This window comes from Nonomuraea composti (assembly GCF_012034275.1).
Lineage (GTDB): Bacteria > Actinomycetota > Actinomycetes > Streptosporangiales > Streptosporangiaceae > Nonomuraea > Nonomuraea composti.
The window spans coordinates 43,030-63,941 of the sequence record NZ_JAATEP010000043.1; the positions used below are offsets into that span (position 1 = coordinate 43,030).

The following is a 20,912-nucleotide window of genomic DNA, read 5'->3' on the forward strand; positions in this document are numbered from 1 at the left end:
ATGACGCCGCCGCCCGAACGGTTCCCTGGCAGGAAGAAAACCGGCGGGCGCCTCGGCACGCTGGGACCATGAGCGCGATTCGAGCAACGAACCTGAGCAAGCGCTACGGCGGCACCATGGCCGTCGCGGACCTGTCGTTCGACGTCGAGCCGGGTCAGGTGACCGGCTTCCTCGGCCCCAACGGCGCCGGCAAGTCGACCACCATGCGCATGATCCTCGGCCTCGACCGCCCCTCCGGCGGGTCCGTGCTCGTGGACGGGCGCCCGTACGCGGAGCTGCGGCACCCGCTGCGCAAGGTCGGCGCGCTGCTCGACGCCAAAGCCGTGCACGGCGGGCGCAGCGCCCGCAACCACCTGCTCGCCATCGCGCAGAGCAACGGCATCTCCGCCGCCCGCGTGGAGGAGGTGCTGGAGATCGTCGGGCTGCGCGAGGTGGCCAAGCGGCGGGTCGGCGGGTTCTCGCTCGGCATGGCGCAGCGGCTCGGCATCGCCGCGGCGCTGCTCGGCGACCCCGAGATCCTGCTGTTCGACGAGCCCGTCAACGGGCTCGACCCCGACGGGATCCTGTGGATCCGCACGTTCATGCGCAAGCTGGCCGCCGAAGGGCGCACGGTGTTCGTCTCCAGCCACCTGATGAGCGAGATGGCGCAGACCGCCGACCACCTGATCGTCATCGGCAAGGGACGGCTGATCGCCGACACGAGCGTGCAGGAGTTCATCGGCCGCAGCTCCCAGGGGTACGTACGGGTGTGCTCGCCCCGGCTGGCCGAGGTGGCCGAGCTGGTCAAGGTCGGCGAGCTGCACCCCGACCACCTGCGGGTGACCGCGATGAGCACCCTCGAGATCGGCACCCTGACCGCCAGGGCCGGCATCCCGCTGGAGGAGCTGACGTTCGTGCAGCCCTCGCTGGAGGCCGCCTACATGGAGCTGACGAAGGACAGTCTGGAGTTCTCGGCATGATCGACATCCTCCGGTCCGAATGGACCAAGATCCGCTCGGTGCGCTCCACGGTGTGGACGCTCGTGATCACCTTCGCGCTGATGGTCGGCCTCGGCGCGCTGCTCAGCGGCTCCGTGAAGAGCATGGCGGAAGGGCCGGTGCCCGCCGGGCAGGCCATCGCCTCCAGCCTGCTCGGCATCATGTTCGCCCAGCTCGCCATGGCCACGCTGGGCGTCCTGGTCATCTCCAGCGAGTACCGCACCGGCGGCATCCGCACCTCCCTGATGGCCGTGCCCCGCCGGATCAGCCTGCTCACCGGCAAGCTCGTCGTGTTCAGCGCGACCTCGCTGGTCGTCTGCGCGCTCGCCTGCGCCGTCGCCATGGGCGTCGGCCTGTCCATCACCCAGCCTCCCGGGCTTGAAGCCGGCGAGTTCCTGCGCGCCCTCGTCAGCGCCTCCCTCTACCTGACCGCCTGCGGCGTCTTCGGGCTCGGCCTCGGCACGCTCATCCGGCACACGCCCGGCGCGATCGTGGCCGCCATCGCCCTCATGCTGGTGCTGCCGCAACTCGTGAACCAGCTGCCCGGCCAGTGGGGCAGGATCGTCGCCGACTACTTCACCACCAACGCGGGGATGCTGCTGGTCGCCGGGGAGGGCAACGCTTCGCTGGGGCCGTGGAGCGGCTTCGCCGTCTACCTGGCCTGGATCGCCGCCGCCACCATCGCCGGCGCCCTCCTCCTGCACCGCCGCGACGCCTGAGCCCACGATCGGGTGGAGCGGCACCTGGGTCCGCGTGCGGGCGCAGGGCGGAGCGGCGCAGTGGCCGACGCGCGGGCGGTGCCGTGGCCGACGCGCGGGCGGCGCGACGCCGGAGCCCGCGTACGGGTGGGCGGGTCACTCGGCGCGGAGGGCGATCACCGGGTCCAGGCGGCCGGCTCTTCGTGCCGGGGCCACGCCGAAGAAGACGCCGACCGCCGCCGACACCCCGAACGCCAGCGCGATCGACCACCACGTGATCGACGCCGGCACCTCGGTCAGCGCCGCGATGGCCAGCGAGCCGCCCACCCCCAGCACGATCCCGACGAGACCACCGATCGTGGTCAGCAGCACCGCCTCGATGAGGAACTGGGCCAGGACGTCCCGCTGCCTGGCCCCAAGCGCCTTGCGCAGCCCGATCTCCCTGGTCCGCTCGCGCACGCTGACCAGCATGATGTTCGACACGCCCACGCCGCCGACCAGCAGCGAGATGCCCGCGATGGCCGCCAGCACCCCGGTCAGCATGCCGAGCACGCTGCCGACCGTCCCGAGCAGCGCGGTCTGCGTGACGGCCGAGAACTGCTCGCCCGGATACCGCTCCCGCAGCGCCGCCGTCACCTTGTCGGACAGCGGGTCGATCTCGTCGGGCACGGACGCGCCCACCGCCATCCCGTTGATCCGCTCGATGCCCAGCAGCCGCTGCGCCGTCGTCACCGGGATGTGGATCTCCTGGTCCCGCGACAGCCCGAACGTCTGCCCTACCTCGGCGTACACCCCCACCACCCGGAACCGCGCCCCCGCCACCGTCACCTGACGCCCGATCGGGTCGAGATCGCCGAACAGCCGACCGGCCACCTCCGAGCCGAGCACCGCCACCCGGCGCCGCGTGTCCACGTCGGTCCCGCTCAGCGGGCGGCCCTTCGCGACGGGCCGTTCGAAGATGTTGACCAGGTTCTGGTCCGTGCCGATCACCGTCACGAACGCCTCGGTCCTGCCCACCCGCACGGTCTCGCCCGACTGCAGCGACACCGTCACCTTCGACGGGTCACCCACCACCCGCCGCACGTAAGCCACGTCGGCCAGGCCCAGCTTGCTCTGCGTCGGCGCGGCCCCCAGGGTGATGCGGCCGGGGACGACGAGGATGATGTTCGTGCCGAGGCCGGAGATCTGCCTCTCGATCTCGTCCTTGGCGCCCGTGCCGATGGCCACCAGCACGACGACGGCGAGCACGCCGATGATCACGCCCAGCATGGTGAGCGCGCTGCGCAACCGGTTGACCCGCAACGCCTCCAGCGCCATCGCCAGCGCCTCACGCAGGCTCACACCCTCACCCCGCCGCCCCTGGTGCCGCCTCGTGGGCCGTCGTCCCGCTCGATCAGGCCGTCCCGCATGTGGATCTGGCGTCTGGCGTGGGCGGCCACCTCGGCATCGTGCGTGACCAGCACCACCGCCATGCCGCCTTCGGCGTTGAGCCGGTCGAGGATGGCCATCACCTCGGCCCCGCTGCCGCTGTCGAGGTTCCCGGTGGGCTCGTCGGCCAGCAGCACCTTGGGCTCGCCCACGAGCGCCCTGGCGATGGCCACCCGCTGCTGCTCGCCGCCGGACATCTGCGCGGGCCGATGGTGCAGCCGATGCCCCAGCCCCACGGACTCCAGCGCCGCCCGCGCCCTGGCCCGCCGCTCGGCCCTGCCCAGCCCCCGGTAGACGAGCGGCAGCGCCACGTTGTCCAGCGCCGTCGTCCTGGACAGCAGGTGGAAGGACTGGAAGACGAACCCGATCGTCCTGTTGCGCAGCTCGGCCAGCTCCGCGTCCGACAGGCGCGAGAGGTCCACGCCGTTGATCCTCAGCACGCCTGAGGACGGGCGGTCGAGGCAGCCGAGCAGGTGCATGAGCGTGGACTTGCCGGACCCGGACGGGCCCACGATCGCCGCGAACTCCCCCTCCCCGACCCGCAACGACACGCCCCGCAACGCCTCGACGGCCACCCCGTCGAGCTGGTAGCGCCGCGCCAGCTCGACCGCCTCGATGGCCGGAGCACCGCCGGAGGTCATGGAAGGGCCTGTCCTTCCCGTACGGAGTCCGCGCCCTTGACCACGATGCGCTCGCCCACGGCCAGCCCGTTCAGCACCTCCACCACGGCATCCCCCTGGGCCCCGAGCTTGACCACCCGCCGGTGCGCCCGGCCGCCGCTGACCGCCCAGACCACGCTCTCGCGCCCGCTGGAGACGATGGCCGAGGCGGGGGCGGCGACGGCGGCCGGCGACTCGCGCACGGTCAGCCGGGCGACCGCGCTCATGCCCGGCTTGGGTGTCGGCGCCTTCGTGCGGTCGTCGAAGGCGCCCGGACCGAGCCTGAGGCTCACCGGGTAGCTGACGCCTCCGGTGGTGCCCTCCATGGGGGTGACGCCGATGCCGGTCACCACGGCCTCGTACGTGGCGCCGGGGACCGCGTCCAGCTCCACCTGCGCCTTGACGCCCTCGCGGACGAGCAGCACGTCCGTCTCGTCCACGTCGGCGGCCAGCGTGAGCACGGACACGTCGGTCACGGTGACGAGCGGGTCGCCGGCCGCGACCGGCACCCCGGCCGCCACCGGAGTGCTGCCCTGCGCCGACCCGCCGGACGGCACGGAGGGGAGCTGCTGGCCGCCGCTCCCGCCGGGGAGCTGGCTGAGCAGGCTCTCGACGCCGCCCGGCAGGCCGCCGCCGCCCGACACCCGGCCGAGCGTGACGACGCCCGCGAACGGCGCCTTGACCGTCAGCGACCGCACCGTCCGCTCGGCCGCCTTGACCGCGGCCCTGGCCTGCGTCCTGGAGGCGGCCTGCAGCGAGGCCATCGAGCTGGACAGGCCGCTCGTGAGGCCGGACATGAGGCCGCCGATCGAGCGGTTGAGCTGGGCGGTGATCGAGGCCAGCGCCTTCGTCTGCGCCCGGTACTGGGTGGCGGCCAGGTCGATCGCGCTCAGCAGCCGCTTGCGGGTCGGCCTGTCCTCGACCTTCCTGGCCTCCTTGCGAGCCTTGGCGAAGTGCCGGGCGACCTTGCGGTCGAAGACGGTGGTGTCGAGCGTGGGCAGGCGCACGGCCGGAGCGCGGAAGCTCGCGGGGGCGGCCATCTCCGAAGCCCTGCGCGCCTGCCGGAGCTGGTCCTCGGCCTGGGGCGAGCGGATCCTGGCCACGATCTGCCCCTTGCGGACGCGGTCACCGTCGCGGACGTAGAGCTTGGCGATCGTGCCCTGGGCGGGCGCGCGCAGGGTCGCGGAGGCACGCGCGCCGATGGTGGCGGGCGCCTCGACGACCTCGGTGACCGGCGCACGCCGCACCTCGGCGACCTGTACGGCCGCCGGTTGCTCGGAGGTGCAGCCGGTCAGGGCCATGAGGACGAGCAGCGGGGCGACCCCGCGACGGACCGTCACCCGACCCATCGTGAACGCCCGCCACTCCCATGCACAAGCGCCCGCTCGGGTCAATCCGCGGCCGGCACGAGCTCGATGCGCCGCGGTGCCGCCGTGACCACGCGGATGGTCAAGGATGCGCACGTAGCGGCGGCCGGCCACGTGCGGGGTCAGCGGGCGTTTTCCTGGAGGCCCTCAGCCACGTGCGGCGGGTGGCGGTGACGTCGGCTCTGCCGTAACAAATGGAGGGTTCACCCAGAGGCGAGCTGACGCCCGCGGTCGCGGGCGGCCTCGATGGCGGCGAGGAAGGCGGCGCGCACGCTGTGCCGTTCCAGCTCCGCGATGGCCGCGATCGTCGTGCCGCCCGGCGACGTGACCGCCTCGCGCAGGATCACGGGGTGCTCGCCCGAGTCACGCAGCATCACCGCGGCCCCCACGATCGACTGGGTGACCATGTCGAGGGCGGCGGCGCGCGGCATGCCGAGCAGGATGCCCGCGTCGACCATGGCTTCCACCAGGTAGAAGAAGTAGGCGGGCCCGCTGCCGGACAGCGCCGTGGCGGCGTCCTGCTGCGACTCGGGGATACGCAGCACCTTGCCGACCGGCCGCAGCAGCCCCTCGGTGAGCTTGAGGTGCTCCTCGCCCGCGTACGCCCCCGCCGAGATCACGCTCATCGCCTCGTCGAACCGGATCGGCGTGTTGGACATCACCCGCACCACGGGCACCTCGACCCCGAGCCGCTGCTCGACGAACGACGTGGTGATGCCGGCCGCCGCGGAGATGACCAGCCGCTCGGCGGGCACGTAGGGGGCGATCTCGGCGAGCAGGGTGCCCATGTCTTGCGGCTTGACGGCGAGGATGAGCGTGTCGGCGGCCTTGGCGGCCTCCGGGTTGGACACGACGCGCACGCCGTACGTCTCGCGCAGCGCCTCGGCCCGCTCGGCCCTGCGGGTGGTCGCCATGATGTCGCCCGGCTTGAACCCGGCGCGCAGCAGCCCGGACAGCAGAGCCTCGCCCATCTTGCCCGTGCCCAGAATCGCGATCATTTCGGCCCCTCGGAGGAAGTAGACGCTGACCTGGAGCCTATCGGCTACGCGTCACAGGGCCGTAGAAGGGGATCAGCGGCGCGATGCCAGCGAGCGGAGGAAGAAGGCGAGGTTGCGGGGGCGTTCGGCGAGGCGGCGCATGAGGTAGGCGTACCAGTCGGACCCGTAGGGGACGTAGACGCGCACCCGCGCCCCGAGCCCGGCCAGCCGCGCCTGCTCGTCGGGCCGCACCCCGTACAGCATCTGGTACTCGAACCCGCTCAGGTCGCGCCCGTCGAGGACGGCGAGCGCGGAGGCGATGCGCAGCAGGCGGGGGTCGTGCGTGGCGACCATCGGGTAGCCGGTGCCGGCCATGAGGATCTTGAGGCAGCGGACGAAGGACCGGTCGATGTCGGCGGGCCTGTGGTAGGCCCCGGGCGCGGTGTAGGCGCCCTTGCACAGCCGCACGCGGGCCCCGCCGAGCTTCTCGCAGCGGTCGAGCGAGTCGGGCAGGTACGCCTGCACGACCACGCCGACGTCGGGATGGTCGCGGCGCAGCGCGGCGTGGACGGCGTGCAGCCCGGGGACGGTGTCGTGCTCCTCGGCGTCGAGCGTGACGGTGACGCCCTTGCCGGCGGCGGCCGCGCAGATGGTGGCGGCGTTGGTGGTGGCGAGCCGCTGCGACTGCCGCAGCCCGAGGGCGGTGAGCTTGACGGACACGTCGGAGCCGGCGGGCAGCAGGTCGAGCAGCGCGACGTAGGAGGCGACGGCCGCTTCGGCCTGGGCGGGGTCGTTCACCTCTTCGCCGAGGTGGTCGACGCTGACGAGGAGCCCGTCGCGGGTGAGGTCGCCGACCACGGCCCCGATGTCGTCGGCGACGTAGCGCCTGACCACGTCGGCGGTCAGGGGCGAGGTGGTGACGAGCCGCTCGGCGCGCCGGCTCTTCGATAGGGCTAGCATGGCCTGTCGGAGCACGCGCACCACACTAGTCACCTGAACCGCCGGGCGCTGCGATCCGTCCTATGGGTATGCGGACTATGACAGCGACTCTCCTGGCCGGATGTCTGGCGCTCGCCGCGGGTTGCGGCGCGGCCCAGCCGGCCGCCGAGCGGGCCTCCACCACCGTGGTCCCGCAGAAGCCCCCGGTGGTGTCGAATCCGGCCGCCACCGTCCCGCCGGCGAAGGATCCGGTGCAGGAGCCGAAGCCGGTCAAGCCGACGGGCGACGCCATCAACGTCCACAAGATCCGCTGGACCAAGGCGAAGGGCGTCTCGAAGGGCAAGAAGGTGCGGCTCACCTGGTGGTCGGGGGTGGAGCCGTGCACGGTCCTCGATCGGGTCAAGGTCAAGGAGACGGCCAGGAAGGTCACGATCACCCTGTACGAGGGCACGTCCCCCAAGGCGAAGAACGTGTCCTGCGTGATGATCGCGATCGAGAAGACGACGACGGTCAAGCTGAAGCGGGCCCTGGGCAAGCGCAAGATCGTGGACGGCGCCAAGCCCTGATCTGTCCACTTACGGACAACCCCAGTGACAAATGATCGATGGCGCGGGATACATCGATCAGAAACACCGTGGCGTGGGGGCGCCGGGGGTGATGTCACGCTCCAATGGGGGGACCTGTGAGAAGGCTCTTATCCTGCCTGGTTTCCGCTGCCCTGATCCTGACCGGCCTCGTCGTGCTCGCGCCCCAGGCGGTGGCCCTGCCCCAGCGCTTCCAGAAGCAGACCGTCTTCAGCGGCCTGACGAACCCGACGAACGTGGAGTTCGCGCCCGACGGGCGGGTGTTCGTGGCCGAGAAGGGCGGTTACATCAAGGTCTTCGACTCGCTCGCGGACACCACCCCCACCGTCTTCGCGGACCTGCGCACGCGGGTGCACGACTACTGGGACCGCGGCCTGCTGGGCCTGGCGCTGCACCCGAACTTCCCGGCCGATCCGCGGGTCTACGTGCTCTATTCGTACGACGCGGAGCCCGGCGGCACCGCTCCCCGCTGGGGTCAGCCGAACGACGACTTCGACGACTGCCCCTCGCCTCCGGGTCCGACGGAGGACGGCTGCCGCATCACGGGCCGCCTGTCGGTCCTGTCGGCGTCGGGCGCGGAGACGCCGCTGATCACCGACTGGTGCCAGCAGTATCCGAGCCATTCGATCGGCGACCTGCAGTTCGGCCGCGACGGCGCGCTGTACGCCTCGGCCGGTGACGGCGCCAGCTTCCAGTTCTCCGACTACGGGCAGGACAACCTGCCCGGCTCGGACGTCGTGCCGGACAACCCGTGCGGCGACCCGCCGGGCGCGGTGGGCACGGCGCTGAGCCCGCCCGCCGCCGAGGGCGGCGCGCTGCGGTCGCAGGATGTGCGGACGAACGGCGACCCGGCCGGCCTCGACGGCACCATCATCCGGATAAATCCGGACACGGGGGCTGCGGCCTCCGGCAACCCGAACGCCGGCAGCTCCGACCCCAACGTGGCCCGGATCATCGCCCACGGCCTGCGCAACCCGTTCCGCCTCACCCAGCGCCCCGGCACGGACGAGATCTGGTCCGGCGAGGTCGGCTGGGGCACGTACGAGGAGATCAACCGGATCCCCAACCCCACCGGCGGCGTCACCAACTTCGGCTGGCCCTGCTACGAGGGCCCGGCCAGGGAGGACGGCTACGACGCCCTCAACCTGACCCTCTGCGAGAACCTCTACGCGGCCGGCGCCTCCGCGCACGCGCAGCCGTTCTACTCGTGGAACCACGGCCGGCGCCTCTACTCCGGCGACACGTGCACGCCCGGCGGCCAGTCGTCCTCCAGCGGGGTCGCGTTCTACCCGGGCGGCGCGTACCCGGACGCGTACGACGGCGCCCTGTTCTTCTCCGACTACAGCCGCAAGTGCGTCTGGGTGATGACGAAGGGCTCGAACGGGCTGCCGGACCCGGCGACGGTGGCCACGTTCGACACCGGGGCCGGCGTGGTGGAGCTGGAGACGGGCCCGAACGGCGACCTGTTCGGGGTGGACTACGACCGCGGCACGATCGTCCGCTACCTGTTCAACAACGCGCCGCCCACGGCGGTCATCAGCGCCACGCCCACCTCCGGCAGCGCCCCGCTGACCGTGAACTTCTCGGGCGCCGGCTCGACGGACGCCGACGGCGACCCGCTCACGTACGCGTGGGACCTCGACGGCGACGGCGAGCTCGACGACTCGGCGTCGGCGACGCCGTCGCGGACGTACCCGCAGGTCGGCTCGTACGTGGTCACGCTGCGCGTCAAGGACGACAAGGGCGGCCAGGGGGACGCCACGGTCACCGTGAACGTCGGCAACACCGCGCCCACGGCGGCGATCACGGCGCCGACGGCCGCGACCACGTGGGCGGTCGGCGACACGATCGCCTTCTCGGGCACCGGCACCGACCCGGAGGAGGGCGCGATCCCCGGCTCCCGCATGACCTGGACGCTGATCATGCAGCACTGTCCTGGCGCGTGCCACGAGCACGAGATCACCAGGTTCACCGGCGCGTCCGGCTCGTTCCAGGCCCCCGACCACGAGTACCCGTCGCACCTGGAGCTGCGCCTGACCGTGACGGACCAGCACGGCCTGACCGACACCAAGAGCGTGCTGCTGCAGCCGAAGACCGTGAACCTCACGTTCCAGACGAGCCCGTCGGGCCTCCAGCTCGGCTTCAACCAGGAGCAGACGGTGACGCCGTTCACGAGGACGGTCATCGTCGGCTCCAGCAACTCGATCACGGCGCCGTCGCCGCAGGGTGAGCAGGCGTTCAAGTCCTGGTCGGACGGCGGCGCGGCGGCGCACAACCTGGTGGCGCCGGCCACGGCGGCGACGTACACGGCGACGTACGAGGCCGTGCAGGCACCGCCGGGCCTGGTGGCGGCCTACGGCATGAACGAGAACGCCGGCTCGACGGTCGCGGACTCCTCCGGCTCGGGCAACACCGGCACCGCGGCGAACGCCACCTGGTCGGCCTCCGGCAAGTACGGCCGCGCCCTGTCCTTCAACGGCACGTCGAGCTGGGTCACCGTGAACGACGCCCCCAGCCTGCGCCTGACCAACGGCATGACCCTCGAAGCCTGGGTCAACCCGGCCACCGTCAACAGCTGGCGCACGGTCATCCACAAGCAATACGGCAACGACCTCGCCTACGTCCTGGCCGCCGGCAACGACAACAACCGCCCCGCCGCCATCATCCACACCACCGGCGAAGTCGGCGCCGGCGGCACCGCCTCCCTGCCCCTCAACACCTGGAGCCACCTCGCCACCACCTACGACGGCACCACCCTGCGCCTCTACGTCAACGGCGTCCTGGCCGGCCAACGAACCGCAGGAGGCCCCATCCGCACCGACAACGGCATCCTCCGGATCGGCGGCAACAGCCTCTGGAGCGAATACTTCAACGGCCTCATCGACGAGGTCCGCATCTACAACCGCGCGCTCAACGCCACCGAGATCCAGACCGACATGACCACCCCCGTCGGCGCGCAGCCCGAGCCCGACACGCAGGCGCCCACCGCGCCCGGCTCGCCCGCCGCGACCGGCGGCCCCGGCAGCGCGCTGCTCACCTGGACCGCCGCCACGGACAACGTGGCCGTCGAGGGCTACACGGTGCACCGGTCCACGACGCCGGGCTTCACGCCGTCGGGCGCCAACCAGGTGGGCTCGGCGCAGGCCACCTCGTTCACGGACGCCGGGCTGGCCGCCGGGACGTACTACTACCGGATCCGCGCGTTCGACGCGGCCAGCAACGTGAGCCCGTCCTCGGCCGAGGTCTCGGCCACCGTCACCACGCCTCCGGCGAACCCGGGGCTGGTGGCGGCGTACGGGATGAACGAGAACGCGGGCTCGACGCTCGCCGACTCCTCCGCGTCGGGCAACACCGGCACCCTGGCGAACACCACATGGACGGGCACGGGCAAGTACGGCCCCGCTCTCTCCTTCAACGGCACGTCGAGCTGGGTCACCGTGAACGACGCCCCCAGCCTGCGCCTGACCAACGGCATGACCCTCGAAGCCTGGGTCAACCCGGCCACCGTCAACAGCTGGCGCACGGTCATCCACAAGCAATACGGCAACGACCTCGCCTACGTCCTGGCCGCCGGCAACGACAACAACCGCCCCGCCGCCATCATCCACACCACCGGCGAAGTCGGCGCCGGCGGCACCGCCTCCCTGCCCCTCAACACCTGGAGCCACCTCGCCACCACCTACGACGGCACCACCCTGCGCCTCTACGTCAACGGCGTCCTGGCCGGCCAACGAACCGCAGGAGGCCCCATCCGCACCGACAACGGCATCCTCCGGATCGGCGGCAACAGCCTCTGGAGCGAGTACTTCAACGGCCTCATCGACGAGGTCCGCATCTACAACCGCGCGCTCAACGCCACCGAGATCCAGACCGACATGACCACCCCGCTCTGAGCCATCTCCCCTGCGGACCCCCGGTGACGCGCCCACCGTTCCGGGGGTCCGCCCCGCTTCACCTGCTGGGCGAGCAGGCCCGGGGACGGTCGGGCCGCCCGTCGGTCCAGCCGCTCTCGAAGGCGTCGTAGGTGAGGGCCGTGCCCTTGGCCAGCCCCGGCAGCGCCCGGTTCGCGATCTGGACCTCGGCCAGCGTGCTGCCGGTGCCGGGGTCGATGACGTACGTGCTGGTCGTGGCCGCCATCATGGATCGGCCCTGGGCGTACCAGGCGATGTCCAGCCCGGCCTGGTCGCCGAAGCTCACCGACAGCCCCTTCCTGCCGAGCGGGTCAGTCACGGTGCCGCCGACCCGGGTGAGCGGGTGCGCGGCCAGCAGCCGCAGGACGGCGGCCCGCTGGCCGGGGCTCAAGGGCAGGCCGAGCAACCGCGCCGCCTTCGTGGCCACGAACGTCTCAATGGGCTGCGACGGGTCGCTCTTGTGCCGGCCGCGCAGGTAGGCGTCCAGGGCGCGGGGTTCGGCGGGGATCGCCTTCAGTCCGGCCAGGGTGACGTCCTCCAGGGGAGCCTGCGCGAGAGGGTTCTCCCGGTGGACGCCCCACAGATACACGCACCCGGGCCGGGTGGTGTCCGCCACCGGCAGCTCCTTGCACTCCGCCGTGGCCGAGCCGCTGGGGCACTCGGGCGTGATCCGCTTCGGCGCGCCCGCCGCCCGCCAGGCCCGCTCGTCCGCCCGGCCGTCGGGCCGGACGACCTGCGACAGCCACCGGATCAGCGCGGGGTCCTTGTCGTCGCGCGGGTACCAGTGGTCGGCCTCCGAGGTCACCCGCACCGTGTACGTGCCCGCGTACATGCGGCGCCCCGTCGTGGTGGTCGTCCGCCAGTACGCGCCCTTCTCCTCGGGCCGCCGCTCGACCCGTGCGGCCAGGTCGAGCAGCGCCTGGCCGGGGTCGGCCGGGCGGACGGCCACCGGCGCCGGCGCCAGGTTCGCGACCAGCGCGAAGACCACCCCCACGACCCCCGTCGTGGCGATCGCCGCCCACAACGCCCACGGCCGGCCCCGGCGCGCGACTTGTGTCCCGCCGGCCAGGCGGGCGCGGGCGCGCCGCACGACCTCCGGGGACGGCGGGCGCGCGTCGGGGAGCGCGCGAGCCAGCAGGTCCAGCTCATCCATCGAAGCCCTCCTTGAACGGATTGACGTCCCCCAGCGCCTTGCGCAGGTGCTTGCGCGCGCGGCTCAGCCGGGACGCGACGGTCCCGTACGGGATGCCGAGCGCCTGCGCCACCTCGGCGTGGCCGAGCCCGCCCAGCGCGATCAGCAGCACCACGTCCCGGTCGCGCTGCTTCAGCCCGGCCAGCGCCCCCGCCAGCGGCCCGGTGAAGCGGGCCGCGCTGACCCGGTCGAGCACCTCGTCCTCGTGCCCGCCGCCGCCGTCGCGCTCGGCCGCGCGGCTGATCGCCTTCCACCGCCTGATCTCGGTACGGCGGTGCCGGGCGATGAGGTTGGTGGCGATGCCGTAGAGCCAGGGCCGCACGGCCCCTACGGAGGGGTCGTAGCCGCCGCCGACCGCGATGACGAAGACGTCGGCCGCGAGGTCGTCGGCGACGTCCTCCGACAGCCGCCGCGCGATGTAGCGGTGGATCTCGGCGAAGTGCGCATCGAACAGATCGGGAGGAACCCCTAACCGTTCGGGTCCGTTACGCGTGTTGTGCACTGTCACGCCCGTTCTTGCCCGTTCGTCGGGAATGCTTTCACGCTCATGGGGGTTGAGTCGGGTAGGCTCAAGTCGTTTGACAAAGACGACACGCATCCATAGGTTGAGTCTGACCGACTCAACTTTGACTACAAGGACGTACTCATGGCACGTGCGGTAGGTATCGACCTTGGGACGACCAACTCCGTCGTCTCGATCCTCGAGGGCGGTGAGCCCACCGTCATCGCCAACGCGCAGGGCTCGCGGACCACGCCGTCCGTGGTCGCCTTCGCGAAGAACGGCGAGGTCCTCGTCGGCGAGGTCGCCAAGCGGCAGGCCGTCACCAACGTGGACCGCACGATCCGCTCGGTCAAGCGCGAGATGGGCACCAACTGGTCCCAGGAGATCGACGGGAAGAAGTTCTCGCCCCAGCAGATCAGCGCCTTCGTCCTGCAGAAGCTCAAGCAGGACGCCGAGGCCTACCTGGGCGAGAAGATCACCGATGCGGTGATCACCGTCCCGGCCTACTTCAACGACGCCCAGCGGCAGGCCACCAAGGAGGCCGGCACGATCGCGGGCCTCAACGTGCTCCGCATCATCAACGAGCCGACCGCCGCGGCCCTCGCCTACGGGCTCGACAAGGAGCAGGACCAGACGATCCTGGTCTTCGACCTCGGTGGCGGCACCTTCGACGTGTCGCTGCTCGACGTCGGCCAGGAGGACGGCCACGGCTTCGTCGAGGTCAAGGCCACCTCCGGCGACAACCACCTCGGCGGCGACGACTGGGACCAGCGCATCGTCGACGAGCTGGTCAAGCGCTTCCAGAACGCGCACGGCGTCGACCTGGCCAAGGACAAGATGGCGCTCCAGCGTCTGCGCGAGGCGGCCGAGAAGGCCAAGATCGAGCTGTCCAGCCAGTCCGAGACCAACATCAACCTGCCCTACATCACGGCGTCGTCCGAGGGCCCGCTGCACCTCGACGAGAAGCTGACGCGCTCGGAGTTCCAGCGCCTGACGGCCGACCTGCTCGAGCGGACCAAGGGCCCGTTCCACCAGGTCATCAAGGACGCCGGCATCAAGGTCTCCGACATCGCGCACGTGGTGCTCGTCGGCGGCTCGACCCGCATGCCCGCCGTGACGGAGCTCGTCCGCGAGCTGACCGGCGGCAAGGAGCCCAACAAGGGCGTCAACCCCGACGAGGTCGTGGCCATCGGCGCCGCGCTCCAGGCCGGCGTGCTCAAGGGTGAGGTCAAGGACGTCCTGCTGCTCGACGTGACCCCGCTGTCGCTGGGCATCGAGACCAAGGGCGGCATCTTCACCAAGATCATCGAGCGCAACACGACGATCCCGACCAAGCGCTCCGAGGTCTTCACCACGGCCGAGGACAACCAGCCGTCGGTGCAGATCCAGGTCTACCAGGGCGAGCGCGAGATCGCCTCCTACAACAAGAAGCTGGCCACCTTCGAGCTGACCGGCATCGCGCCGGCGCCGCGCGGCATCCCGCAGATCGAGGTCACCTTCGACATCGACGCCAACGGCATCGTCAACGTCTCCGCCAAGGACCTGGGCACGGGCAAGGAGCAGACGATGACGATCACCGGCGGCTCCGCGCTGCCGAAGGACGACATCGAGCGCATGATGCGCGAGGCCGAGTCGTACGCCGAGGAGGACAAGAAGCGCCGCGAGGAGGCCGAGGTCCGCAACAACGCGGACGGTCTGGCCTACCAGACGGAGAAGTTCCTGCGCGAGAACGACGACAAGGTCCCCGGCGAGATCAAGACCGAGGTCAACGACGCCCTGGCCGAGCTGAAGAAGGCTCTGGAGGGCACCGACACCGACGTCATCCGCACCTCGGCGGAGAAGCTCGCCACGGTCAGCCAGAAGATGGGCTCGGCCATCTACGCCGCCAGCCAGGGCCAGCAGGCCGGCCCTGAGGGCGCTCCGCAGGACGCCTCCGCCGGTCAGGGCCAGAAGGCCGATGACGACGTGGTCGAGGCCGAGATCGTCGACGACGACCAGCCGAAGAAGGACCAGTGATGCCGCCGCGTGACAACGGGCACGAGGAGCCGGTGATCCGCGACAACCGCAAGATCGACCCGGAGACGGGCCAGGTCAGGGAGTCCGCTCCCGCCGACGGCCAGGAGGGCGCCGAGCAGGCGCCCGCCCCGGCGGCGGGCGGCAACGGCGAGCTGGAGGCCCAGCTCGCCGAGCGCACCGCGGACCTCCAGCGCCTCCAGGCCGAATACGTCAACTACCGCAGGCGCGTCGAGCGCGACCGCGCGGCCGTGCGCGAGCAGGCCGTCGCGGGGGCTCTGACGGAGCTGCTGCCCGTGCTCGACGACATCGGCAGGGCGCGTGACCACGGCGAGCTGACCGGAGGCTTCGCGAAGGTGGCGGAGTCGCTGGAGTCGGCGCTCACCAAGCTGGGTCTCAGCTCCTTCGGGCAGAAGGGCGAGCCGTTCGACCCGACCGTCCACGAGGCGCTGATGCACAGCTATTCGCCGGACGTGAGCGAGCCGACGGCCGTCGAAGTGTTGCAGCCTGGATACCGGATGGGTGACAGGGTGCTGCGCCCGGCGCGGGTGGCCGTCGCCGAGCCCGAGGACGCCCCTGCCGCGTCCGATGACGACGAAAACTGAGCAAATAGGACGAAGGGCCGTAGATGAGCACCAAGGACTACCTGGAAAAGGACTACTACGCCGTCCTTGGTGTGCCCAAGACCGCCACCGCTGACGAGATCAAGAAGGCCTACCGGAAGCTGGCCAGGCAGTACCACCCCGACACCAACCAGGGCGACGCGACCAAGGAGACCAAGTTCAAGGAGGTCTCCGAGGCGTACGACGTGCTGTCCGACACCAAGCGGCGCAAGGAGTACGACGACGCGCGCACGCTGTTCGGGTCCGGGGTGGGCGGCCAGCGGCCCAGCGGTGGCGGTTTCCCGTTCGACTTCGGTGACCTGTTCGGCGGCACCAGCCAGCAGACCGGTCACGGCGGGAGCGCGGGAGAGCGGCTCGGCGACCTGTTCGGCGGGCTGTTCAACCGCGGTGGCGGTGCCACCCGCACCACCAGCACCACCCGTCCCAGGCGTGGCCAGGACATCGAGTCCGAGGTGACGCTGACGTTCACCGAAGCCGTCGAGGGCACCACCGTGTCACTCAGGCTGACCAGCTCCGCCGCCTGCACCGCGTGCAGCGGCACCGGCGCCAAGGCGGGCACGACCCCCAGGGTCTGCCCCACCTGCGAGGGCACCGGCGCGGCCAGCCGCAACCTCGGCAACTTCGCCTTCTCCGAGCCCTGCCGCGACTGCAAGGGCCGCGGGCTGATCGTGGACGACCCCTGCCCCGTGTGCGAGGGCAGCGGCCGCGCCAAGAGCACCCGCACCATCCAGGCGCGCATCCCCGCGGGGGTGGCCGACGGCCAGAAGGTCAGGCTCAAGGGCAAGGGGGCGCCGGGCGAGAACGGCGGCCCGGCGGGCGACCTCTACATCCTCACCCACGTCAAGCCGCACGCCGTGTTCGGCCGGTCGGGTGACAACCTCACGATCACGGTTCCCGTGACGTTCACGGAGGCCGCACTGGGGGCCGAGATCAAGGTGCCGATCCTCAAGGGCATGCCGGTCACGCTGCGCATTCCCGCCGGCACCCCCAACGGGCGCACGTTCCGCGTGCGTGGCAGGGGTGTCACGAGGAAAGACGGCACCAAAGGCGACCTGCTCGCGAGCGTCGAGGTGGTCGTCCCGAAGACGCTCGACGACAAGTCGCGTGAGCTGCTCAACGAGTTCAACACCGCCCACGCGAGCGAGGACCCGCGCGCAGAGCTCATTCAGCGAGCCAGAAGCGAGTAAGCCGATGGACGCCAACTACTTCGACCTGTCAGACGACACCCCTGTCTATGTGATCTCGGTGGCCGCGCAGCTCTCGGGGCTCCACCCGCAGACGCTGCGCCAGTACGACCGGCTCGGCCTGGTCAGTCCTGGCCGCACGGCGGGGCGCGGCCGCCTCTACTCCACAAGAGACATCATCCAGCTCCGCGAGGTCCAGCGGCTCTCCCAAGAAGAGGGCATCAACCTCGCGGGGATCAAGCGGATTCTCGAGCTCGAGAACGAAGCTCTGCGGCTGCGTGAGGAGGTTCACCGCCTGCGCGCCGAGATGCGCATGGTCAGAGCCTTGATCCGCTACGAGCTGCCACCGGGGGCCTAAGACCATGGACTACAAGCTCACCCAGAAGAGCCAGGAAGCGCTCTCGGGTGCCATGCGGCGCGCCGCCGCCGAGGGCAACCCGGAGATCTCCCCGGCTCACCTGCTGACCACGCTGCTCTCGCAGACGGGCGGCACCGCCGTGCCGCTGCTCGAAGCCGTCGGCGCCGACTGGCGCACGCTGCGGGCCCGCACTGAGGAGCAGCTGGCGGCGCTGCCGAAGGCGCAGGGCGCGACGGTGGGGGCGCCGTCGAGCTCCCGCCAGCTCCTGACCGTGCTCAACACCGCGGCCCAGCACGCCAACCGCCTCGAAGACCTCTACGTCTCGACCGAGCACCTGCTGGTCGGCCTGGCCGCCGACGGCGGCCAGTCGGCCGAGCTGCTCAAGTCGCAGGGGGCCACGCCGCAGGCGCTGCTCGACGCGTTCGAGAAGGTACGCGGCAACGCCCGCGTCACCAGCGAGACGCCCGAGGACACCTACCAGGCGCTGGAGAAGTACGGCGTCGACCTGACCGAGCGGGCCCGCGGCGGCAAGCTCGACCCGGTGATCGGCCGCGACACCGAGATCCGCCGCGTCGTCCAGGTGCTCAGCCGCCGCACCAAGAACAACCCGGTGCTCATCGGCGAGCCCGGCGTCGGCAAGACCGCCGTCGTCGAGGGCCTGGCCCAGCGCATCGTGGCCGGCGACGTGCCCGAGTCGCTGCGCAACAAGCGGCTCATCTCGCTCGACCTCGGCGCGATGGTGGCCGGCGCGAAGTACCGCGGCGAGTTCGAGGAGCGGCTCAAGGCCGTGCTCTCCGAGATCAAGGAGAGCAACGGGCAGATCGTGACGTTCATCGACGAGCTGCACACCGTCGTCGGCGCGGGGGCCGCCGAGGGCGCGATGGACGCCGGCAACATGCTCAAGCCCATGCTGGCCCGCGGCGAGCTGCGCATGATCGGCGCGACCACGCTCGACGAGTACCGCGAGCGCATCGAGAAGGACCCGGCCCTGGAGCGCCGCTTCCAGCAGGTCTACGTGGGTGAGCCCACCGTCGAGGACACCATCGCGATCCTGCGCGGGCTGAAGGGCCGCTACGAGGCCCACCACCAGGTGCAGATCGCCGACAGCGCGCTGGTCGCCGCCGCCGCGCTGTCCGACCGCTACATCACCAACCGCTTCCTGCCCGACAAGGCCATCGACCTGGTCGACGAGGCCGCCTCGCGGCTGCGCATGGAGATCGACTCCCGCCCCGTGGAGATCGACCAGCTCCAGCGCAGCGTCGACCGCATGAAGATGGAGGAGCTGGCCCTGTCGAAGGAGACCGACGAGGCCAGCGTCCAGCGGCTCGAACGGCTCCGCCAGGAGCTGGCCGACCGGCAGGAGGAGCTCAACGCCCTCGTCGGCCGCTGGGAGCACGAGAAGGCCGGGCTCAACAAGGTCGGTGAGCTGAAGAAGCAGCTCGACGAGGCGCGCAGCGCCGCCGAGCGGGCCCAGCGCGACGGCGACTTCGAGGCCGCCTCGCGGCTCATGTACGCCGAGGTGCCCCGGCTGGAGCAGGCGCTGAAGGCCGCCTCCGAGGCCGCGCCGCCCGACAACGCCATGGTCAAGGAGGAGGTCGGCGCCGACGACATCGCCGAGGTGATCTCGTCCTGGACCGGCATCCCCGCCGGGCGGCTGCTGGAGGCCGAGACGGCCAAGCTGCTGCGCATGGAGGAGGAGCTGGGCAAGCGCCTCATCGGGCAGCGGCAGGCCGTGCAGGCCGTCTCCGACGCCGTACGCCGCAGCCGCGCCGGCATCGCCGACCCCGACCGCCCGACCGGCTCGTTCCTGTTCCTCGGCCCCACCGGCGTGGGCAAGACCGAGCTGGCCAAGGCGCTGGCGGAGTTCCTGTTCGACGACGAGCGGGCGATGACCCGCATCGACATGAGCGAGTACTCCGAGAAGCACAGCGTGGCCAGGCTGGTCGGCGCGCCTCCCGGGTACGTCGGCTACGAGGAGGGCGGCCAGCTCACCGAGGCCGTCCGGCGCCGCCCGTACACGGTGGTGCTGCTCGACGAGGTCGAGAAGGCGCACCCCGAGGTGTTCGACATCCTGCTGCAGGTGCTCGACGACGGCCGGCTGACCGACGGCCAGGGCCGCACGGTCGACTTCCGCAACACGATCCTGATCCTGACCTCCAACATCGGCTCGCAGTTCCTCGTCGACCCGGCGCTGGAGAACGGCGCCAAGCGCGAGGCGGTCATGGGGGCGGTGCGCGGCTCGTTCAAGCCGGAGTTCCTCAACCGGCTCGACGACGTGATCCTCTTCGACGCGCTCGGCTCCGAGGACCTGGCGCAGATCGTGGATCTGCAGGTCGAGCGCCTGGCCCAGCGCCTGGCCGACCGCAGGCTGACGCTGGAGGTCACGCCGGCGGCCCGCGAGTGGCTGTCGCTGACGGGCTACGACCCGCTGTACGGCGCGCGCCCGCTGCGCCGCCTGGTCCAGTCCGCCATCGGCGACAAGCTGGCCAAGGCGGTCCTGTCCGGCGAGGTCGCCGACGGCGACAAGGTGCTGGTCGAGCTCGGCGACGACGAGCTGCTCATCCAGCGAGCGGCATAGGGCGCCGGCTGCCGGCGCGGACCCACGGAGCCCGGGGATCCAGGCGATCCCCGGGCTCCGGCGTGTCATGGCCCGGTCATCGCGCCACGCGCTCGGTAAGGTTCGCCCCACCCTTCGGACAAGCCGCACCTCCCCCGGCTCGCGGGTGACTACGGTGAGCGTTCGTCAGATCACCGACATCGACTCAGGGAGACGTGCGGTGTCATTCCGAAAGTTCCGGAGCATGATCGCCGTGGCCGCGCTGGCCGCGGGCGTCAGCTGGCTGTTCACCGGCACCTCCATGGCCGGCGGGTGTGCGGAGACCGCGGTGCTGTCGCCCGCCTCGGTCGTCTCGGCCTGCGAGAACCCCTCCACGCTGCGCCTTGAGGAGGGCGGCTCGGCCGGCAGCCGCATGATCACCAGCGAGAGCAACAAGGTGGCCATGGCCGCCGGGGAGATGGCCAGGCAGGCCGGCTACAAGGGCCTGGCGACCGGCAAGCAGGTGCTGCGCATGGCCGACCTGAGCGGCACGGGAGCCACCTGGGGGCTGGCGTCGCTGTTCTCGGCCTCGCCCGCGCTGTTCCCCATGATGCCCGGCCCGGCCGGGGTGGCGGACCTGGCGACCATGGCGAAGCTGCCCCCGCTGCCGCCCCTCCCGATGCTGCCCGAAGTGCCGGGAACCTCGCTGAACAGCAGGCTGCCCGACGAGATGACGGTCGGCAGGGGCCCCTACGACAACCGCGTCGTCACCACCGGCACCGACTCGCCGCTCGGCCTCCAGGAGCCGGTCAGCGAGGTCAGCGCGGAGCTCATCGGCCAGGTGCTGCCCAAGGCGATGGACAGCCTGGACGGCGTCGCGGTGCTGCCCGGCGGCGGCTCCGGGGCGGCCGGGCTCACCGACGCCCTCGGCGGTCTCGCACTGAAATGAGCCACCCTGTCCGGG

Annotated in this window: 16 protein-coding genes and 1 pseudogene; 10 read left to right on the forward strand and 7 right to left on the reverse strand. The window is 71.5% G+C overall.

Features of this window, described 5'->3' with window-relative positions; genetic code table 11:
• The first annotated feature begins 68 nt into the window (after positions 1–68).
• Together HCN51_RS41865 and HCN51_RS41870 are read left to right on the forward strand one after the other, a co-directional pair.
• The gene (locus HCN51_RS41865) at positions 69–959 is read left to right on the forward strand and encodes an ABC transporter ATP-binding protein (RefSeq protein ID WP_168017568.1); all 891 of its coding nucleotides are present in this window, start codon (positions 69–71) and stop codon (positions 957–959) included.
• Positions 956–1,696, forward strand: a complete 741-nt coding sequence (locus HCN51_RS41870; protein WP_168017569.1) for an ABC transporter permease — start codon at positions 956–958, stop codon at positions 1,694–1,696. Before HCN51_RS41865 ends, HCN51_RS41870 begins: the two co-directional genes overlap by 4 nt.
• Before the next feature lie 135 nt (positions 1,697–1,831).
• Here the strand turns inward: HCN51_RS41870 and HCN51_RS41875 are convergent, their stop codons facing one another.
• The 5 genes from HCN51_RS41875 to HCN51_RS41895 all read right to left on the reverse strand — a co-directional run bounded on the left by HCN51_RS41875 (position 1,832) and on the right by HCN51_RS41895 (position 7,066).
• Positions 1,832–3,016 carry an ABC transporter permease gene (locus HCN51_RS41875; protein ID WP_168017570.1) on the reverse strand — a complete coding sequence of 395 codons (1,185 nt, stop codon included), beginning with the start codon at positions 3,014–3,016 and terminating at the stop codon, positions 1,832–1,834.
• Positions 3,013–3,744, reverse strand: coding sequence for an ABC transporter ATP-binding protein (locus tag HCN51_RS41880; protein ID WP_168017571.1), 732 nt, complete (start codon positions 3,742–3,744; stop codon positions 3,013–3,015). The genes HCN51_RS41875 and HCN51_RS41880 overlap by 4 nt, the downstream gene beginning before the upstream one ends.
• A complete protein-coding gene (locus HCN51_RS41885) occupies positions 3,741–5,102 on the reverse strand; it encodes an efflux RND transporter periplasmic adaptor subunit (protein ID WP_168017572.1) in 1,362 nt (453 codons plus the stop codon). The genes HCN51_RS41880 and HCN51_RS41885 overlap by 4 nt, the downstream gene beginning before the upstream one ends.
• Before the next feature lie 230 nt (positions 5,103–5,332).
• Positions 5,333–6,127 carry a pyrroline-5-carboxylate reductase gene (gene proC / locus HCN51_RS41890; RefSeq protein ID WP_080043685.1) on the reverse strand — a complete coding sequence of 265 codons (795 nt, stop codon included), beginning with the start codon at positions 6,125–6,127 and terminating at the stop codon, positions 5,333–5,335.
• A gap of 72 nt (positions 6,128–6,199) precedes the next feature.
• Entirely contained in the window at positions 6,200–7,066 is an 867-nt protein-coding gene (locus HCN51_RS41895; protein ID WP_206068504.1) for a proline dehydrogenase family protein, read from the reverse strand.
• 77 nt (positions 7,067–7,143) lie between these two features.
• Here HCN51_RS41895 and HCN51_RS41900 point away from each other — a divergent pair, with 77 nt between their 5' ends.
• Both HCN51_RS41900 and HCN51_RS41905 read left to right on the forward strand, forming a co-directional pair.
• Positions 7,144–7,611 carry a hypothetical protein gene (locus tag HCN51_RS41900; protein ID WP_168017574.1) on the forward strand — a complete coding sequence of 156 codons (468 nt, stop codon included), beginning with the start codon at positions 7,144–7,146 and terminating at the stop codon, positions 7,609–7,611.
• Positions 7,612–7,727: 116 nt separating this feature from the next.
• Complete coding sequence (locus HCN51_RS41905) at positions 7,728–11,522, forward strand: LamG-like jellyroll fold domain-containing protein (RefSeq protein ID WP_206068505.1); 3,795 nt, start codon at positions 7,728–7,730, stop codon at positions 11,520–11,522.
• A 58-nt stretch (positions 11,523–11,580) separates the two neighbouring features.
• On the opposite strand, the gene HCN51_RS41910 is transcribed toward HCN51_RS41905, so the two are convergent.
• Both HCN51_RS41910 and HCN51_RS41915 read right to left on the reverse strand, forming a co-directional pair.
• The gene (locus HCN51_RS41910) at positions 11,581–12,693 is read right to left on the reverse strand and encodes a hypothetical protein (protein WP_168017576.1); all 1,113 of its coding nucleotides are present in this window, start codon (positions 12,691–12,693) and stop codon (positions 11,581–11,583) included.
• Positions 12,686–13,240: an RNA polymerase sigma factor gene (locus tag HCN51_RS41915; protein WP_230465653.1), complete on the reverse strand. Its 555-nt coding sequence runs from the start codon at positions 13,238–13,240 to the stop codon at positions 12,686–12,688. The genes HCN51_RS41910 and HCN51_RS41915 overlap by 8 nt, the downstream gene beginning before the upstream one ends.
• A gap of 138 nt (positions 13,241–13,378) precedes the next feature.
• Here HCN51_RS41915 and dnaK point away from each other — a divergent pair, with 138 nt between their 5' ends.
• From dnaK to HCN51_RS41945, 6 genes and pseudogenes are all read left to right on the forward strand, one after another.
• On the forward strand, positions 13,379–15,250 hold the full coding sequence (dnaK, locus tag HCN51_RS41920; RefSeq protein ID WP_080043689.1) for a molecular chaperone DnaK: 1,872 nt from the start codon (positions 13,379–13,381) through the stop codon (positions 15,248–15,250).
• Entirely contained in the window at positions 15,250–15,852 is a 603-nt protein-coding gene (grpE, locus tag HCN51_RS41925) for a nucleotide exchange factor GrpE (protein WP_080043690.1), read from the forward strand. The genes dnaK and grpE overlap by 1 nt, the downstream gene beginning before the upstream one ends.
• A gap of 23 nt (positions 15,853–15,875) precedes the next feature.
• Positions 15,876–17,057: a molecular chaperone DnaJ gene (gene dnaJ / locus HCN51_RS41930; protein WP_168017578.1), complete on the forward strand. Its 1,182-nt coding sequence runs from the start codon at positions 15,876–15,878 to the stop codon at positions 17,055–17,057.
• A gap of 4 nt (positions 17,058–17,061) precedes the next feature.
• Positions 17,062–17,385: pseudogene (locus tag HCN51_RS41935) on the forward strand (heat shock protein transcriptional repressor HspR); the annotation flags it as partial.
• 31 nt (positions 17,386–17,416) lie between these two features.
• Positions 17,417–19,990: an ATP-dependent chaperone ClpB gene (gene clpB, locus HCN51_RS41940; protein ID WP_080043692.1), complete on the forward strand. Its 2,574-nt coding sequence runs from the start codon at positions 17,417–17,419 to the stop codon at positions 19,988–19,990.
• A 199-nt stretch (positions 19,991–20,189) separates the two neighbouring features.
• The gene (locus tag HCN51_RS41945) at positions 20,190–20,897 is read left to right on the forward strand and encodes a hypothetical protein (RefSeq protein ID WP_155128718.1); all 708 of its coding nucleotides are present in this window, start codon (positions 20,190–20,192) and stop codon (positions 20,895–20,897) included.
• The last annotated feature ends 15 nt before the right edge of the window (positions 20,898–20,912 follow it).

Bases quoted from the DNA above. Each gene is read 5' to 3' on its own strand.
- HCN51_RS41865 (WP_168017568.1), top strand. From the start codon at position 69: ATGAGCGCGATTCGAGCAACGAACCTGAGCAAGCGCTACGGCGGCACC.
- HCN51_RS41870 (WP_168017569.1), top strand. From the start codon at position 956: ATGATCGACATCCTCCGGTCCGAATGGACCAAGATCCGCTCGGTGCGC.
- HCN51_RS41880 (WP_168017571.1), bottom strand. From the start codon at position 3,744: ATGACCTCCGGCGGTGCTCCGGCCATCGAGGCGGTCGAGCTGGCGCGG.
- proC (WP_080043685.1), bottom strand. From the start codon at position 6,127: ATGATCGCGATTCTGGGCACGGGCAAGATGGGCGAGGCTCTGCTGTCC.
- HCN51_RS41895 (WP_206068504.1), bottom strand. From the start codon at position 7,066: ATGCTAGCCCTATCGAAGAGCCGGCGCGCCGAGCGGCTCGTCACCACC.
- HCN51_RS41900 (WP_168017574.1), top strand. From the start codon at position 7,144: ATGACAGCGACTCTCCTGGCCGGATGTCTGGCGCTCGCCGCGGGTTGC.
- HCN51_RS41910 (WP_168017576.1), bottom strand. From the start codon at position 12,693: ATGGATGAGCTGGACCTGCTGGCTCGCGCGCTCCCCGACGCGCGCCCG.
- dnaK (WP_080043689.1), top strand. From the start codon at position 13,379: ATGGCACGTGCGGTAGGTATCGACCTTGGGACGACCAACTCCGTCGTC.
- grpE (WP_080043690.1), top strand. From the start codon at position 15,250: ATGCCGCCGCGTGACAACGGGCACGAGGAGCCGGTGATCCGCGACAAC.
- dnaJ (WP_168017578.1), top strand. From the start codon at position 15,876: ATGAGCACCAAGGACTACCTGGAAAAGGACTACTACGCCGTCCTTGGT.
- clpB (WP_080043692.1), top strand. From the start codon at position 17,417: ATGGACTACAAGCTCACCCAGAAGAGCCAGGAAGCGCTCTCGGGTGCC.